This is a genomic window from Micromonospora sp. DT48 (genome assembly GCF_049844495.1).
Lineage (GTDB): Bacteria > Actinomycetota > Actinomycetes > Mycobacteriales > Micromonosporaceae > Micromonospora.
In genome coordinates, this window is the sequence record NZ_JBNCLE010000006.1 from 75,678 (window position 1) to 89,961 (window position 14,284).

General features: G+C 70.6%; 15 protein-coding genes. 7 read left to right on the plus strand and 8 right to left on the minus strand.

Annotated features, from left to right (window positions below; genetic code table 11):
- Window positions 1-12 precede the first annotated feature (12 nt).
- Window positions 13-1,023, plus strand: a complete 1,011-nt coding sequence (locus ACLQ2S_RS06290; protein WP_155217433.1) for an NADPH:quinone reductase — start codon at window positions 13-15, stop codon at window positions 1,021-1,023.
- 189 nt (window positions 1,024-1,212) lie between these two features.
- Here the strand turns inward: ACLQ2S_RS06290 and ACLQ2S_RS06295 are convergent, their stop codons facing one another.
- On the minus strand, window positions 1,213-2,847 hold the full coding sequence (locus ACLQ2S_RS06295) for a fatty acid--CoA ligase (RefSeq protein ID WP_196222520.1): 1,635 nt from the start codon (window positions 2,845-2,847) through the stop codon (window positions 1,213-1,215).
- A 70-nt stretch (window positions 2,848-2,917) separates the two neighbouring features.
- Here ACLQ2S_RS06295 and ACLQ2S_RS06300 point away from each other — a divergent pair, with 70 nt between their 5' ends.
- A complete protein-coding gene (locus ACLQ2S_RS06300; RefSeq protein ID WP_309223156.1) occupies window positions 2,918-3,409 on the plus strand; it encodes an NUDIX domain-containing protein in 492 nt (163 codons plus the stop codon).
- 50 nt (window positions 3,410-3,459) lie between these two features.
- On the opposite strand, the gene ACLQ2S_RS06305 is transcribed toward ACLQ2S_RS06300, so the two are convergent.
- Entirely contained in the window at window positions 3,460-4,008 is a 549-nt protein-coding gene (locus ACLQ2S_RS06305; RefSeq protein WP_155217429.1) for a type 1 glutamine amidotransferase domain-containing protein, read from the minus strand.
- A gap of 146 nt (window positions 4,009-4,154) precedes the next feature.
- Between ACLQ2S_RS06305 and rfaE2 the strand changes: the two genes are divergently transcribed.
- Together rfaE2 and ACLQ2S_RS06315 are read left to right on the plus strand one after the other, a co-directional pair.
- A complete protein-coding gene (rfaE2, locus tag ACLQ2S_RS06310) occupies window positions 4,155-6,074 on the plus strand; it encodes a D-glycero-beta-D-manno-heptose 1-phosphate adenylyltransferase (protein WP_425701303.1) in 1,920 nt (639 codons plus the stop codon).
- Window positions 6,071-6,937, plus strand: a complete 867-nt coding sequence (locus ACLQ2S_RS06315) for a glycosyltransferase (protein WP_309223155.1) — start codon at window positions 6,071-6,073, stop codon at window positions 6,935-6,937. Before rfaE2 ends, ACLQ2S_RS06315 begins: the two co-directional genes overlap by 4 nt.
- A gap of 68 nt (window positions 6,938-7,005) precedes the next feature.
- On the opposite strand, the gene ACLQ2S_RS06320 is transcribed toward ACLQ2S_RS06315, so the two are convergent.
- From ACLQ2S_RS06320 to ACLQ2S_RS06330, 3 genes are read right to left on the minus strand one after another with little or no spacing between them, the layout of a single operon-like run.
- The gene (locus ACLQ2S_RS06320; protein ID WP_309223154.1) at window positions 7,006-8,109 is read right to left on the minus strand and encodes a glycosyltransferase family 9 protein; all 1,104 of its coding nucleotides are present in this window, start codon (window positions 8,107-8,109) and stop codon (window positions 7,006-7,008) included.
- An 8-nt stretch (window positions 8,110-8,117) separates the two neighbouring features.
- Window positions 8,118-8,651 carry an Hsp20/alpha crystallin family protein gene (locus ACLQ2S_RS06325; protein ID WP_425701304.1) on the minus strand — a complete coding sequence of 178 codons (534 nt, stop codon included), beginning with the start codon at window positions 8,649-8,651 and terminating at the stop codon, window positions 8,118-8,120.
- Complete coding sequence (locus ACLQ2S_RS06330; protein WP_155217423.1) at window positions 8,648-9,154, minus strand: DUF2231 domain-containing protein; 507 nt, start codon at window positions 9,152-9,154, stop codon at window positions 8,648-8,650. The genes ACLQ2S_RS06325 and ACLQ2S_RS06330 overlap by 4 nt, the downstream gene beginning before the upstream one ends.
- Before the next feature lie 226 nt (window positions 9,155-9,380).
- Here ACLQ2S_RS06330 and ACLQ2S_RS06335 point away from each other — a divergent pair, with 226 nt between their 5' ends.
- Window positions 9,381-9,824 carry a hypothetical protein gene (locus ACLQ2S_RS06335; protein ID WP_425701305.1) on the plus strand — a complete coding sequence of 148 codons (444 nt, stop codon included), beginning with the start codon at window positions 9,381-9,383 and terminating at the stop codon, window positions 9,822-9,824.
- Between the two features lie 54 nt (window positions 9,825-9,878).
- Here ACLQ2S_RS06335 and ACLQ2S_RS06340 read toward each other — a convergent pair whose 3' ends face one another.
- The 3 genes from ACLQ2S_RS06340 to ACLQ2S_RS06350 all read right to left on the minus strand — a co-directional run bounded on the left by ACLQ2S_RS06340 (window position 9,879) and on the right by ACLQ2S_RS06350 (window position 12,267).
- Complete coding sequence (locus ACLQ2S_RS06340) at window positions 9,879-10,562, minus strand: GOLPH3/VPS74 family protein (RefSeq protein ID WP_425701306.1); 684 nt, start codon at window positions 10,560-10,562, stop codon at window positions 9,879-9,881.
- Window positions 10,563-10,643: 81 nt separating this feature from the next.
- Window positions 10,644-11,363: a hypothetical protein gene (locus ACLQ2S_RS06345; RefSeq protein WP_425701307.1), complete on the minus strand. Its 720-nt coding sequence runs from the start codon at window positions 11,361-11,363 to the stop codon at window positions 10,644-10,646.
- 22 nt (window positions 11,364-11,385) lie between these two features.
- Window positions 11,386-12,267: an ABC transporter ATP-binding protein gene (locus ACLQ2S_RS06350; RefSeq protein ID WP_425701308.1), complete on the minus strand. Its 882-nt coding sequence runs from the start codon at window positions 12,265-12,267 to the stop codon at window positions 11,386-11,388.
- A 108-nt stretch (window positions 12,268-12,375) separates the two neighbouring features.
- Between ACLQ2S_RS06350 and ACLQ2S_RS06355 the strand changes: the two genes are divergently transcribed.
- Both ACLQ2S_RS06355 and ACLQ2S_RS06360 read left to right on the plus strand, forming a co-directional pair.
- Complete coding sequence (locus ACLQ2S_RS06355; protein ID WP_425701309.1) at window positions 12,376-13,530, plus strand: sensor histidine kinase; 1,155 nt, start codon at window positions 12,376-12,378, stop codon at window positions 13,528-13,530.
- A complete protein-coding gene (locus ACLQ2S_RS06360; protein ID WP_425701310.1) occupies window positions 13,527-14,129 on the plus strand; it encodes a response regulator in 603 nt (200 codons plus the stop codon). The genes ACLQ2S_RS06355 and ACLQ2S_RS06360 overlap by 4 nt, the downstream gene beginning before the upstream one ends.
- Window positions 14,130-14,284: the final 155 nt, after the last annotated feature.

Here is a 14,284-nt window from a genome sequence, read left to right on the forward strand (position 1 = left end):
ACGGTCGGTGGCATGAAGGCGATCGTGTACGAGCGCACCGGTGACCCTTCCGTGCTCCAGTTGGTCGAGCGGCCGGTGCCGCAGCCCGGTCCGGGTGAGGTGCTGGTGCGGATCGCGGTGGCCGGGGTGAATCCGACGGACTGGAAGTCGCGGCGGCAGGGCCCACTGCCGGCCGGTTGGCAGACGCCCGGCCAGGACGGCGCCGGGGTGATCGAGGCGGTCGGCACCGGCGTCGACGAGGAGTTGATCGGCGAGCGGGTCTGGCTCTGGGAGGCCGCCTGGCAGCGTCCCTGGGGCACCGCCGCCGAGTACACCGTGGTGCCGGTCCGTCAGGCGGTACGCCTCGGCGGCGCCTCCTTCGAACTGGGGGCCTGCCTGGGCATTCCGTTCCTGACCGCGCACCGGTGCCTGACCGCCGGGGAGTATCTGCCGAAGAGCCTGCGCCCGGGTGCGCTCAGCGACCACACGGTGCTGGTGCAGGGCGGAGCCGGTGCGGTGGGCAACGCGGCGATCCAACTGGCGGCCTGGGCCGACGCCTGCGTGATCGCCACGGTGAGCAGCCCCGAGAAGGCTCAGCTGGCTGCGGCGGCCGGTGCCACGGCGGTCTTCGACTACCGCGCACAGGACGTGGTGGAGGAGGTCCGCAAGATCGCACCCGACGGGGTGCACGGGATCGTGGAGGTCTCGCCCGCGCGTAACGTCGCCACCGACGTCCAGTTGCTGCGCCCGGGTGGGGTGGTCTGCGTCTACGCCGACGACGGTGGCGACGAGGTGACGTTGCCGATCCGCCCGCTGATGGCACCGAATGCCCGCTGGCAGTTCGTGCTGGTCTACACCATGCCGAAGGCCGCCAAGGCGCAGGCGTTGGTGGACGTCGCGGCGGCTGCCGCACAGGGCGGGATCCGGGTGGGTGAGGAGGCCGGTCTGCCGTTGCACTGCTACCCGCTGTCGGCGACCGCCGACGCGCATCAGGCGGTGGAGGACGCGGCGGTGGGCAAGGTGCTGCTCAACGCCGCCGGCTAGGCAGGCGGTTTGACCTGGGAGTTTTTCGCCGTCCGCCGGACAGAGGCGAACAAGTTTCGCAATACTGGCTTTGCGGGTCGCCCCGCAAAGGAACGGGCGGCCCCGGCGCGGTGCGAACGCCGGGGCCGCCCACCGGAGAGAGGTCTATGCAGGCCACTACTCCCAATGGCGATGATGCGCCGAAAAACGTTACGGCGTGGCCAGTTCCCGCACATCCAGGTCACCCTCGGCGTATCGGGCGCGCACCACCTTCTTGTCGAACTTGCCGACACTGGTCTTCGGCACCGCCTCGATGAACGCCCACCGCTCCGGCAACTGCCAGCGCGCCACCGACCCGGCCAGGAAGTCGCGCAGCTCCTCCGGGGTCGCCGAAGCGCCCTCCCGGAGCACCACCGTCGCCAGCGGCCGTTCGTCCCACCGCTGGTCCGGTACGCCCACCACGCAGGCCTCCAGCACCGCCGGATGGGCCATCAACGCGTTCTCCAACTCCACCGAGGAGATCCACTCGCCACCGGACTTGATCACGTCCTTGGCGCGGTCGGTGAGGGTGATGTACCCGTCCGCCGAGAGGGTCCCCACGTCCCCGGTCCGCAGCCAGCCGTCGCGGAACTTCTCCGGGTCCGGCGCGTCGTCACCGACGTACCGCTCGGTGACCCACGGCCCACGGACCTCCAACTCGCCGACGGAGGTGCCGTCGGCGGGCAGCGGCTCCCCGGCCGGACCCACGATGCGGGCCCGCACCCCCGCCGGCACCCGACCCTGTGTGTAGCGGTAGCGCCAGGCGTCCTCCCCGACCGCTCCGGCCGGTGGGCGTGCCACCGAACCCAGCGGCGACATCTCGGTCATCCCCCACGCGTGGATCACGTCGATGCCGTGTCGCTCGTCGAACGCGTGCATCAACGACGGCGGACAGGCCGACCCACCGACGATCACCTCCTTGAGCGAGGAGACGTCGGTGCCACTCTGGTCCAGGTACGCCAGCAGGTCGGTCCAGATGGTCGGCACCGCCCCGGCCAGGGTCGGCCGCTCGGCGGCGATCATCTCGGCGATCGGCGCGGCCTGGAGGAAGCGGTCCGGCATCACCAGCGACGCGCCGGAGAGGAAGGCCGCGAACGGCAGCCCCCACGACATGGCGTGGAACATCGGCACGATGGCCAACTCGCGGTCGGTCGGTGCCAGCCCGAACCCCTCCGGCAGGCAGATCTGCAACGAGTGCAGGTAGATCGAGCGGTGCGAGTAGGCGACGCCCTTGGGGTTGCCGGTGGTGCCGGAGGTGTAGCAGAGGGCGGCGGCGTCGCGCTCGTCCACCTCAGGCCAGTCGTACGTCTCCGGCCGCCCGGCCAGCAGCGCGTCCCAGTGGTGCACGGTGATCCGGTCACCGGCCGCCGCGACCAGCGGTGCGGAGTCGCCGCCACCGACCACCACCACGTGCCGCACGCTGGTCATGGCGCCGAGGGACTTCGCCAGCAGCGGGATCAGCGTCGAGTCGACCAGCACCACCCGGTCCTCGGCGTGGTTGGCGATGTAGGCGACCTGGTCGGGGAAAAGCCGGATGTTCAGCGTGTGCAGCACCGCGCCCATGCTGGGCACGGCGAAGTACGCCACCAGATGCTCGGTGTTGTTCCACATGAAGGTGGCGACCCGCTCGTCACCGGTCACCCCGCACTCCGCCCGCAGGGCGTGGGCGAGCCGGGCGGCGTCTCGGCCGACCTCCGCGTACGTGCTGCGTCGTGACTCGGCGCCGGTCCACGTCACCACCTCGGCCGTGCCGTGCACGGTGGCGCCGTGTTCGAGGATCCGGGAGACCTGAAGGGGGGCGTCCATCATCGTGCTACGCATGGGTAACAAAGTAGTGTCGCCGGTCACACGTTGGGAACCCCCGTAAATTGTCCGGGTGAGCATCTCCTGGGCTGATTCGTACGTCGGGCAACTGCGTGCCCTGGCTGGCGACCGGACGCTGATGTTCGTCGGTGCGCGGGCCGTGGTGCGGGACAACTCGGCACGTGTCCTGCTGATCCGCCGCTCCGACAACGGCCAGTGGGCGCTGCCCGCGGGCGCGATGGAACTGGGCGAGTCGATCGCGGACTGCGCCGTGCGGGAGGTACGCGAGGAGACCGGGCTACGGGCGCTGCGGGTGAGCGCCTTCGCGCTCTACACCGGCCCGGACCGTACCCACACCAACATGTACGGCCACACCTACCAGATCTTCACCACCGCGTTCCGGGTCGAGGAGTGGGACGGTCGGCTGACCAGGGTCACCGACGAGACCATCGACGCGGGCTTCTTCCACCGCGAGGCGTTGCCCCAGCCGCTCTCGGCCAGCGTTCCGGAAACCCTGGCCGACCTCGACGTCTTCGAGCAGACCAACCGCCTGATCCTGAAGTGACGCCGCAGCCGCCGGTGGCTTCACCCAGGCGGGCGAAGCCACCGGAGGACTCAGTGCCGTCCCTCGGCGAACTCCTCGACGATCTTGGCGCAGAAGGCCGGCAGGTCGTCGGGCTTGCGGCTGCTGACCAACCCGTTGTCGGTCACCACCTCCTCGTCGACCCACTGCGCACCGGCGTTTACCAGATCGGTGCGTAGGCTGGGCCAACTGGTGATCCGGCGACCCCGCACCACGTCCGCCTCGACCAGCGTCCACGGGCCGTGGCAGATCACCCCGACCGGCTTACCGGCATCGAAGAAGGACCGCACGAACCGGACCGCGTCGGCGTCGGCACGCAGGAAGTCCGGATTGGCCACCCCGCCGGGCAGCACCAGCGCGTCGTACCGCGCGGGGTCCGCGTCGGCGGCGCTGACATCCACCTCGTACGTGGTGGACGGGTCGAGGTGCTCGAAGGAGGTGATCTTTCCGGGCTTGATCGACACCAGTTCGACGGTCGCGCCGGCCTGCTCGACGGCCTGACGCGGCTGCACGTACTCGACCTCCTCCACACCGTCGGCGGCCAGGAAGGCGACCCGCTTACCCTGCAACGTCGCTGCCATCTCGTACTCCTCTCCGGGGGTTCGTCCACAACCGTTCCCGCCGCCGACGTCACGAAACGCGGCGCGGCGGTGGCCCACCGCACGTCGCGGCCAGCAGGTGCCCGGTCGGCAGGTTTGACCCCGCCGACCGGAGGGGAACCGCCGGCATGGCACGAGCAGCAGCGGAACAGGTCCGGCTCGCCGACGTCGTGCAGAGCTGGCTCGGGCGTCCGGTCCTGGTGATCGGCGACGCCATGCTCGACGAGTGGCGGTTCGCCGACTCCGACCGGTTGTGCCGGGAGGCCCCCGCCCCGGTCCTCACCCTGCGTCGCCGCATCTCGGCGGCGGGCGGCGCCGCCAACACCGCCGTCAACATCGCCACCCTGGGCGGACGCTCGGTGCTGGTGGCACCCGTCGGCGCCGACGCCGCCGGTGACGAGTTGCACGACTGTCTCGACCGGGCCGGAGTCTGGGACCGTACCGTCAGCCAACCCGGACGCCCGACGCCGGTGAAACGCCGAATGCTGGCCGACGACCAGATCCTGCTGCGGGAGGACTCCGGCGACCCGGACGACCCGCTCAGCGACGTGGGAGTGGACTGCCTGCTGACCGCCCTGGACTGCGCGAGCGAGGAACTGCGGGCGGCCAGTGGAGGCGAAGTCCCCGCCCTGGTGGTCTGCGACTACGGCCTCGGTGCGCTGCCCGCGCCGGTCCGCGCCTGGCTGGTCGAGAACCGGCACCGGTACGCCACGGTCGCGCTCGACGCCCACGACCTCGCCGACTGGCGAGGGCTCGCGCCCACCGTGGTGACGCCGAGTTTCGCGGAGGCCACCCGGCTGCTCGCCCGCGCGGGCACCGTCGCGTCGACCACGCAGCCGGTCGCTCCCGCCGACCCGGCCGGTGCCACCGCCTCGCCGACCGACGACAGCACGCCGACCGGTGGCCATGAGCTGCACCTGGAACATCCCGAGGTCGACCCGGCCGACGGGCCCTCCGAACTGACCGTGGGAACCGCCCCCGGCGGGGCCGGGATGCGGCGTACCGACGGGCCCATCGGTGAACCCACCCCCGGCGAGAGCCGGGTGGCGCTGACCCGCGACGGGCTCAGCGTGACCGGCACCGGGGTGACCGTGAACGCCGAGGCGGGGGCGGGCGTGGACCGGGCCGTGCTGGCCGAGTCCCGGCTCGCCGAACTGCGCGCCCACACCGGCGCGGACGTGGTGGCGGTGACCCTGGACACCGAAGGGGCGGTGGTCGGCGGTGCCGACGGTACGCCCGCCCGCAGCCACAGCACACCCGTGCCGGCCAGCCACACCGTCGGCGCCGGTGACGCGTACCTGGCGGCGATGACCCTCGCGTTGGCCGCCGACGCTCCGTTGTCCACCGCCGCCCAACTGGCCCAGCTCGCCGCGACGAGCACCGTCGCCGGCACCGGCACCTGCGTCTGCCGCCGCGAGGACCTGCTGGCCGCGCTGGGCCGCCCGACACCCGACGGCCGGCAGGTGCTGGTCGACACCCGGTCCCTGACCGAGATCGTCGCCGAGCACCGGCGAGCCGGACGCTCCATCGTGTTCACCAACGGCTGCTTCGACGTGCTGCACCGGGGGCACGTGCGGTACCTGGAACAGGCCCGCGCGCTCGGCGACCTGCTGGTGGTGGCGGTCAACTCGGACGGCAGCGTACGCCGGTTGAAGGGAGCCGACCGGCCGGTGAACCCGATCGAGGACCGCACCGCCCTGCTCGCCGCGCTGGCCTGCGTCGACCACGTGGTGGTGTTCGAGGAGGACTCGCCAGCCACCCTGATCGAGGCCGTCCGGCCGGACATCTACGTCAAGGGCGGCGACTATCCGCCCGAGTTGGTGCCGGAGGCACCGCTGGTGCAGCGGCTGGGCGGCCAGGTACGCACCCTGGGATACGTGCCGGACCGCTCCACCTCGGCCATCATCGACCGGATCCGCGCCCACGGTCAGGACGGCGTGACCGGTACGGAAACCGGGCCGACGGTGCCCGCGTCCGGGGTGCAGATCCCCGGCACGACAACCACGACCGGTGCGGACACGCCACCGCTGACCGGCAAGGCACCGTGAACCGACCCCTCGACGCCGGTACGCCCGCGCAGTTCCGCGTAGACCGACAGGTCGACGTGCTCGTCCCCACCCGCAACCGCCCCACCGAACTCGCCGTCACCCTCGCCGGGCTCGCCGCCCAGGAGGGGGTGCCGGGGTTCGGTGTGGTGGTCAGTGACCAGTCCGACGGCGAACCCGGGTACGCCCACCCGGCGGCGGCCACCATGGTCCGGGCGCTGCGGCACCGAGGACATCCGGTGCTGCTGACCCGGCGGCTGCCCCGACGAGGGCTCGCCGAACACCGCAACTTCCTGCTCACCCACTCCGCCGCCCGGTACGTGCTCTTCCTCGACGACGACGTCTGGTTGGAACCGGGGACACTGCGCCGAATGGTGACCGCCATCGACGAGCTGGGCTGCGGCTTCGTCGGCAACGCGGTGCACGGGCTGTCCTACCTGCACGACGTACGGCCGGAAACGCACCGGCACTACCAGGAGTGGGTGGGTCGGCCCACGCCGGAACGGATCCGACCGAGCACCCCCGAATGGGACCGGGCACAGATCCACTCCGCGGCGAACCTGCTGCACGTGACCGCGTCGCTGCGCCTGACGGCGGGCGAGTGGCGGGCGTACCGGGTCTCTTGGGTCGGCGGCTGTGTGCTCTACGACCGGGCCAAGCTGGTCGACTCCGGCGGCTTCGACTTCTGGCAGCGGGTGCCGACCCGGCATCAGGGCGAGGACGTCGCCGCACAGCTCGCCGTGCTGGCGCGCCACGGTGGTGCCGGCGTACTGCCCAGCGGCGCGTACCACCTGGAGTCACCGACCACCGTCACCGAACGCGACGTGGAGGCGTGGGAGGTCGTCCTCGCCGACCCGGACGCCTGAGCACGCGGGCGCGTTGGTTAGCAAGGGCCCCTTCCTATACACCAGGCGTTAACAAGGTGCCCTTCCTTTCAACGGAGCAGGAGTTCGCGGGCGGCTTCGAGCACCTCGGCCAGCGGCACGTCGGTGACGAAGGAGTCGCGGTGCGGGCAGTCGCCGTCACCCGGGCGGTGCGGGTAGATGCCGGGGGTGCAGTCCACGCCGCAGACCGGGCAGTGCACCGTCCACGAGGTGATCGGCCGGTGCCGTCCACGCAGGACGGGAGCGGTGGTGATCAGGTTGCCGACCCAGAAGACGCCGACGGTGGGGGTGCCGACGGCAGCCGCGAGATGCAGCGGGCCGGTGTCGTTGGAGACCACCAGCTCACAGCCCGCGTAACAGGCGGCCAGCCCACCCAGGCTGAGCGTGCCCACCTGCGGCCGGACCGGCACACCGGCGGTCGCCACGACCTGGTCGACCACGTCCTGCTCGGCAGGGGTGCCGGTGACCAGGATTTCGTACCCGTCGGCGTGCAGCGTCCGGGCCACCTGCCCGAAGCGGTCGGCGGGCCACCGACGACGGGTGTCGGTCGCGCCGGGATGCAGGGCCACCCGGGGCCGTTGCGGCTCGCCGAGCACCGTCCGCGCCTCGGCCCGGTCGGCGTCGGTGACCGTGAGCCTCGGGGTGATCGTGGTGGCGGCGGCACCCACCAGAGCCACCGTCTCCAGGTAGCGGATCACCTCGTGCTGGTAGTAGACGTAGCGCAGCCAGCGGTCCAGCGGCGGCGCGTCCTCGGCCCGCAGGCCCGCGGTGACCCGGGCGCCGAGCGCCGCCACCAGCGGGTTGGAGTTGGCACCGCCGCCGTGCAGTTGCAGCGCCAGGTCGAAGCGTTCCGCGCGGGCGGCGGCCAGGAAGTCGACCATGCTGGACTCGGACTCACCCGAGGTCGCCGTCCGGATCCCCGGGGCGGGCGGCACCACCAGAACCCGGTCCACCGGGCCCGGCCGATCGCGCCACAGCTGCGCGTGCCAGGGCGCGCCGAGCAACACGATCTCCGCCCGGGGGTACGCGGCCCGCAGCGCCTCCAACGCGGGCAGTACGAAGATGAAGTCACCGAGCGCGTTGGCCCGCAGCACGGCGATCCGGGCCACGTCGGGCACCCGCTCGGCGGCCTCCTCCAGCAGTGCCGGTGCCACCGGAGGCGCTACCTGTCGGAGTCGTCGGCGACAACGTCCGGCTGGTGCAGTTCCCGGTCCGCCGCCGGGTCGAGGCTGCCCCGCGTACCGCCGGAACGGTCGGCGGAGCGCGGCCCGGTGCGGCCGACGGTGATGGTGCGCGGCGCGGGCTGGTGCGCCCGGGGTAGACGTACCCGCAGCAGACCGTGATCCATCACCGCGTCAATGCCATCGGGGTCCACCCGCGACGGCAACTGCATGCGGTATTCGAAACCCCGGGTCTCGAACCCGCCCGGAATCCCGTGGTCGGCGTTGACCTCGGCCTCCGTCCGCGCCCGTACGCACAGCTCGCGGTCGTCGAGTTCCACCGCGACCTCCTCCGGGGCGACACCGGGCAGCCGGACGATCGCCTCCCAGCCGTCGTTGGTCTCACCCAACTCCACCTCGGGTGGGCCCGGCCGACCGCCGACCAGCCGACTCAGCTCGGCCCGCAGCGACTGCAACTCCCCCATCGGATCCCAGCCCTGCTGCCCGCCCCGCCAACCGCGTCCCGGCTTGGTCATCGCAGATCTCCCATCCGTTGACTGGCGGCCGCCGGCCGCAGTGAACTCGACGCGTCAAGGCCCGCGTCGCGGTCGACCCCGACACCGAGGCGGTCGACGAGTTCACCGCCCAGCCAACCGCTGACGCCGAGGATGCCGATCGCCACCACCTCGATCGCGATCAACGCCCCGCCCGCACCCCGCGAGTCGGCGTTGAGGCGTACCGCCCAGACGGCGGCGAAGAGCAGGATCACCGCGACGTTCGCGGCGGCGTGGGTGAGGGCCACCCGCTTGGCCCTGGTGCCCGAAGGGATGGCCAACAGGTCGAACGTGCCCGCTGCCGCCGCCAGCAGACCACCGATCAGGCCGACGGTGAGATTCCAGTACGCCACCTCGCCGAGGAAGTCCGGCCCGCCGACCGTGTCGATGACGTCGAAGAGCACGGCGGTGACGAGCAGGGCGAACGGAAACATCACCAGCATCGGGTGGACGGGGTGCCCCAGGATCTTGAGCCGACTCTCCATCTCCGGGCCTCCACTGCTCTCCGACGCTCGGTGGGCGGTACCCGGGTCACCGGGGGACAAACCTCACGAGTGACCGCGACCGCACTGCCCGTGGCGGCCTTCTGCCCGGGTGCCGTCCACCACGGTCAACTCCACGGGAAGCCACCCAGTGACGGTGGAGATCGCACCCGTTGCCCAGCCGGGCGGGCCGGACAGGCCGTTGCCACCTGGACCTACGGTCCCCGGCATGGAGCTGTCCCGCGCCTGGCTCGTGGCCTGTCTCGTCGTGCCACCCCTGACCGGGTGCGTGACCGTACGCACCGAGACACCGATGGCTCCGCCGGTGACGTACACCTGCTGTGAGACCGCAGACATCGACAGGCTGTACGCCCCGGGGCAGATGTTCACCCTGCACTGGATCGTCGAAGAGTCGGGTGAGCAGTCCACGACGCCACCACGTCCGGTCGACCTGGAAGCGGAGCTGACCGGACCGTTCGCGACGGTGGAGGCGCTGAAGGCCGCGATGGAGTCGAGCGCCGGGCCCGCCGGACCGGCCACCTTCAAGGCCGAGACGGTCCGCACCTCCAGCGAGCCCGGCCATCGCCCCGTCAGCACCAGCGCGATCCCCACCGACGCCGGGACAGGCTTCTACAACCTGGTCACCACGGTGACCTATCGAACACCGGGATGAGCGTCGTCGAAGTGGCCCCCGCCCGCTGACCCGCCCACGGCATCGGCAGACGTCCTAGCTTCGAGGGGTCACCGAGGTGGCGGCGACGACACTGTTGACGACCGTGGCGGTCATGGTCCGTGTCACGGCTTCCGCTGCGGCACCGGCTCCCCAGTTGCCCTGCTCCAGTTCCTTGGCGCGGGTGACCACGCGTGAGGTCCAGGGGATGTCGCGGTCGAACTCGGGCAGGGTTCCGCTGCTCGACAGCAGCGCCGCGAGCGCGGCCACCCGGGCCGACGGTTCCGCGCCGGCCACGAGGACCTGCCGGACCTGCTCCAGCAGGCGCGCGCGGCGTCCGCTGCCACCGTCGCGCAGCGCTGTCGTACGGAACAGGCCGAGCATCTTACGATCCTCTCGGGTGATGTCGCCGCGTTCGATGAGCCGCTCCAACACCGGCTTGCGCAGCTCGGGGCCGATCGCGGCGAGTACCGTCTGCACGCCTCGGGGTTTCGCGGAGAGGTAGTCCCACGCCGACCGGAGCAGGTCATCCGACGGTGCACGACCCTCGACGACCCTCACCTTGCGCCGGTCCGCCATTGCCACCTGACCGTTGAGAGCAAGATTCGCGAGTACGGCTCCAGCGAGGACGTAGAAGAGGGTGTTCTCTCCGGCGATACTGCCCGACCTCGGCTGGAACAGCAGCAGCAGGAGGTCCTCCACCAGAGTCGGCGTGCCGGTTTGCTTCGTCTCGGTGGTCACGGCAGCTCCTTCGTCGTACGTCTTCGGGCCATGTGCCTGGTTGAACGGACGGTCGAGGTCAACGGCGACGCGCCTGTCGCCTCAGCGGCGGGGTTCCCAGCTGAACAGGCGGCTGGCCAGCACGACGGCGACGATCACCCAGCCCAGTGTCGGTGCCAGCAGGAGCAGGGAGTCGGTCACGGCGACACCGCCGTTCCAGGCGTTCATCGCCAGCTCGGTGGCGGAACCACCGGGCAGCAGTCGCTTGAGCAGGGTGAGGTTCTCGGTGCCGCTGATGCCGACCCAACTGGTCACGGCGATCACGCCGAGGGTGACCGGCAGGGTGGTGACCTGGGCGTGCTCGGGCGAGTTCGTCAGGCCGGCGGTGGCCAGGCCCAGACCGATCATCATGGCCAGGCTCGCCAGCACCGCCACCACCAGCAGGGGAACGTTGGCCGGTCCGCCGGCCACCATGGCCAACGCGGTCAGGATCGCGACCACCTGCACCACGGCGACGACCGTGGCGGGCAACAGCAGCCCGGCGACGATGCCGGAGTCCCCGATGGCCGTGGAGCGCAGCCGCTTGAGGAAGAGGTTCTGCCGGCGGGACGCCAGGGTGGTAACGGTCGTCGTGTAGAGCCCGAACGCGGCCACGGTGAACAGCACGATCGCCGCGATGTAGCCGAGGCTGCCGAGGTCGGCGAAGGTCTCGTGCTGGCGGACGAAGTACGCGGAGACCACGACCGGGATGACGAAGCTGGTGATCAGCACCAGCCGGTTGCGGAAAAGCTGGATCAACTCACTGAAAGCGATGGAAAACATGGCAGATCCTCTCGGAGACCAGTCAGCTGCTGATCGAACGGAACACGTTGTCGAGTCGGGTGGCTCCGGCCTCCAGGTCCCGCAACTCCACGGCGTGCTCCTGCGCCCAGGAGAGCAGGGTGTGCAGGTCCTTCTGGAGGCCGAAGGTCTCGATCGCCACCTTGCCGTCGCCGTCCATGACGTAGTGCAACGGCAACGCCGGTGCCGCCGGTGGCAGCGCGAAGCGGATGACGGCCGGCAGGGTACGGGTCAGTTCGGAGATCGTTCCCTCGCGGTAGAAGGTGCCGTCGTGCATCAGCCCGATCCGGTCGGCGCGTTGCTGCGCCTCCTCCAGATAGTGCGTGGTGAGCACGATGGTCGAGCCGTTCTCGCGGAGCCGGTCCACGGTCGCCCACAGGTGGTCCCGTGACTGGATGTCCAGGCCGGTGGTCGGCTCGTCCAGGAAGATCAGCTCCGGGGTGCCGTAGACGGCGGTGGCGAAATCCAACCGCCGTTTCTCCCCGCCGGAGAGCTGGGCAACCTTCCGGCCGGCCCGGCTGGTCAGGTCGACGAGGTCGAGCACCCGGTCGACGTCGTCGGTACGCCGGGTAAGTCTGCCGATCAGACGGACCGACTCACGCACCGTGAGATCCGGGGAGAAACCACTCTCCTGGAGCATCACGCCCATCCGGGGACGTACCACGTCGCGTTCGACCGGGCTGCGCCCGAAGACGCGCACGGTGCCGGAGCTCGGTCTCCGGTGCCCCTCGATGGTCTCCAGAGTCGAGGTCTTTCCCGCTCCGTTCGTGCCGAGCAGCGCGTACAGTTCGCCGCGCCGAACCTCGAAGGAAAGATCCTTTACGGCGTGGAAGTCGCCGTACTTGACGTTGAGACGTTCGACTTCGATGACTGGTGTGGTGGACATGCCCCAATGACAGCAGCGGTCGCGCCGGTCGTTCAGGGGCGTCATGTCATGACCCCATGTGACGTGGTGTCACTGCCTGCCGAGCCCGATCGGCAGAATACTGGGCAGGTGACTTCGAGTTCACCGGCCTTCACCAAGACGACGCAGAGTCGCCTGCGCCGGCTCAATCTCGTGATGTCACTCCCGCCGGTCGTGTTCGCCTCGGTGGTCCTCCTGGCCGTCGACGTGCACACCTGGTGGCACCTCATCGTCCTGGCACCCGGTGCCGTGGCCGCGCTGGTGGCCTTCGAGCGTTGGACGGCGGACGACCTAGCCCGGGTCGCCCGACCATGCCTGATCGTCGCTGCCGTGGTGTGGCCGCTCGGGGTTCTGCTGACCGGCAGCCCCAACGCCTACTGGGGTTTCTGCGCGGTGGGGTCGCTCGCCCTACGCCAGGTACCGCGCCGTCGGGCGCTGGCGGCGGCCGGGATCTTCGCCTACGTCGCCACCGTCGGCGCGACACGGTTGCTGGTGCAGCAGGACGACGTACGCGGCGTCCTGATCAGCTACGTCCTCGTCCCGACGGCCCTCACCATCGCGGTGACCGTGCTGACGGTCGTCGGTGAGCGCTTCTACGACCTCATCCGGGAACTCGATCACGCCCGGGAACGCGAGGCGGAACTCGCGGTCATCCGCGAACGTGTCCGCTTCGCCAGCGATCTGCACGACATCCAGGGCCACACGCTGCACGTGGTCAAGTTGAAGATCGCGCTGGCCCAGAAGCTGGTACTCCGCGACGCCGAGCAGGCCGAGAAGGAACTACGTGAGACGTACGCCCTGGTCAGTGACACCATCACGCAGACCAAGGAGTTGGCGTACGCGCAACGCCGGCTCAACCTCTCGGCGGAGATCGAGAACGCGAAGAACCTCTTCGAGGCCGCCGGTATCCGGGTCCGGGTGACCCGGGAGGCCGAGGTGGGTCCGCGCAACAGTGAACTGCTCGGTCAGGTCCTCCGCGAGACCACGACGAACATCCTGAGACACGCGCAGGCCACCCAGGTGCAGATCACGCTTTCCGAGTCCGGCATCGCCATCGTGAACGACGGTGTACGCGGCGACGCGCTACCCGAGCTCAAAGGGCTCTCCGTACTCCGGCAACGGGTGGCAGGTGAGGGCGGCGAGCTGACCGTGGAACAGCAGGACGGACGGTTTCTGACGGCTGCCAGCTTCCCGCCGTTCCGGGCCGACGTGCCCTCCGGCGGGCAGCGGAAGGACGATCGATGACCAACATCGTGCTCGCCGACGACGAGGCACTGCTCCGCAAGGCGCTGGCCGCGTTGCTGCCACTCGAAGGCGACATCACCGTCGTCGCCGAAGCCTCGAACGGTGAGAGCGCCGTCGAGGCCACCCTGCGCCTCCAGCCCGACGTGTTGGTCATCGACCTGGAGATGCCCGGTGTCGACGGCCTGGGCGCCATCACGCAGATCCGCCACGTCCGACCGGAGCAGGTGGTCCTCATGCTGACCCGACATGCCCGGCCGGGCGTGCTGCGCCGGGCGTTGAAGCTCGGCGTCCAGGGCTTCGTCAGCAAATCCGCGGAACCGGCGCACATCGCCACGGTCATCACCACCCTGCACCAAGGCCACCGGTGGATCGACCCGGACGTCTCCGCGCTCGCCATCATCGACGACTGCCCACTCACCGAGCGGGAACTCGACGTGTTACGGGTGACCAGCGAGGGCTACTCGGTCGCCGACATCGCCGCCCGGCTCCACCTCGCGCAGGGCACCGTGCGCAACTATCTCTCCAGCGCGATGCAGAAGACGCAGACCCACACCCGCCACGAGGCCGCGCGCTACGCCCGGGAACACGACTGGCTGTGAGTCGCAGCGCACCGAACTGCGCCAGCGTGCGCTGCTGCCACCATGCCTAGTCGTATGTGGGCGGAGGTTTCCGCCCTGTCGAGGCGATCACGTGGGGCCGCGACACGGATCGGCTTCGTGGACGCCGCACGGCCGTTCGACCTCGTTGTATGCGG

What these genes read in the sequence shown, in the direction of transcription:
- ACLQ2S_RS06290 (WP_155217433.1), top strand. Translation starts at nt 13, where the DNA reads ATGAAGGCGATCGTGTACGAGCGCACCGGTGACCCTTCCGTGCTCCAG.
- ACLQ2S_RS06295 (WP_196222520.1), bottom strand. Translation starts at nt 2,847, where the DNA reads ATGGACGCCCCCCTTCAGGTCTCCCGGATCCTCGAACACGGCGCCACC.
- ACLQ2S_RS06305 (WP_155217429.1), bottom strand. Translation starts at nt 4,008, where the DNA reads ATGGCAGCGACGTTGCAGGGTAAGCGGGTCGCCTTCCTGGCCGCCGAC.
- rfaE2 (WP_425701303.1), top strand. Translation starts at nt 4,155, where the DNA reads ATGGCACGAGCAGCAGCGGAACAGGTCCGGCTCGCCGACGTCGTGCAG.
- ACLQ2S_RS06325 (WP_425701304.1), bottom strand. Translation starts at nt 8,651, where the DNA reads ATGACCAAGCCGGGACGCGGTTGGCGGGGCGGGCAGCAGGGCTGGGAT.
- ACLQ2S_RS06330 (WP_155217423.1), bottom strand. Translation starts at nt 9,154, where the DNA reads ATGGAGAGTCGGCTCAAGATCCTGGGGCACCCCGTCCACCCGATGCTG.
- ACLQ2S_RS06335 (WP_425701305.1), top strand. Translation starts at nt 9,381, where the DNA reads ATGGAGCTGTCCCGCGCCTGGCTCGTGGCCTGTCTCGTCGTGCCACCC.
- ACLQ2S_RS06345 (WP_425701307.1), bottom strand. Translation starts at nt 11,363, where the DNA reads ATGTTTTCCATCGCTTTCAGTGAGTTGATCCAGCTTTTCCGCAACCGG.
- ACLQ2S_RS06350 (WP_425701308.1), bottom strand. Translation starts at nt 12,267, where the DNA reads ATGTCCACCACACCAGTCATCGAAGTCGAACGTCTCAACGTCAAGTAC.
- ACLQ2S_RS06360 (WP_425701310.1), top strand. Translation starts at nt 13,527, where the DNA reads ATGACCAACATCGTGCTCGCCGACGACGAGGCACTGCTCCGCAAGGCG.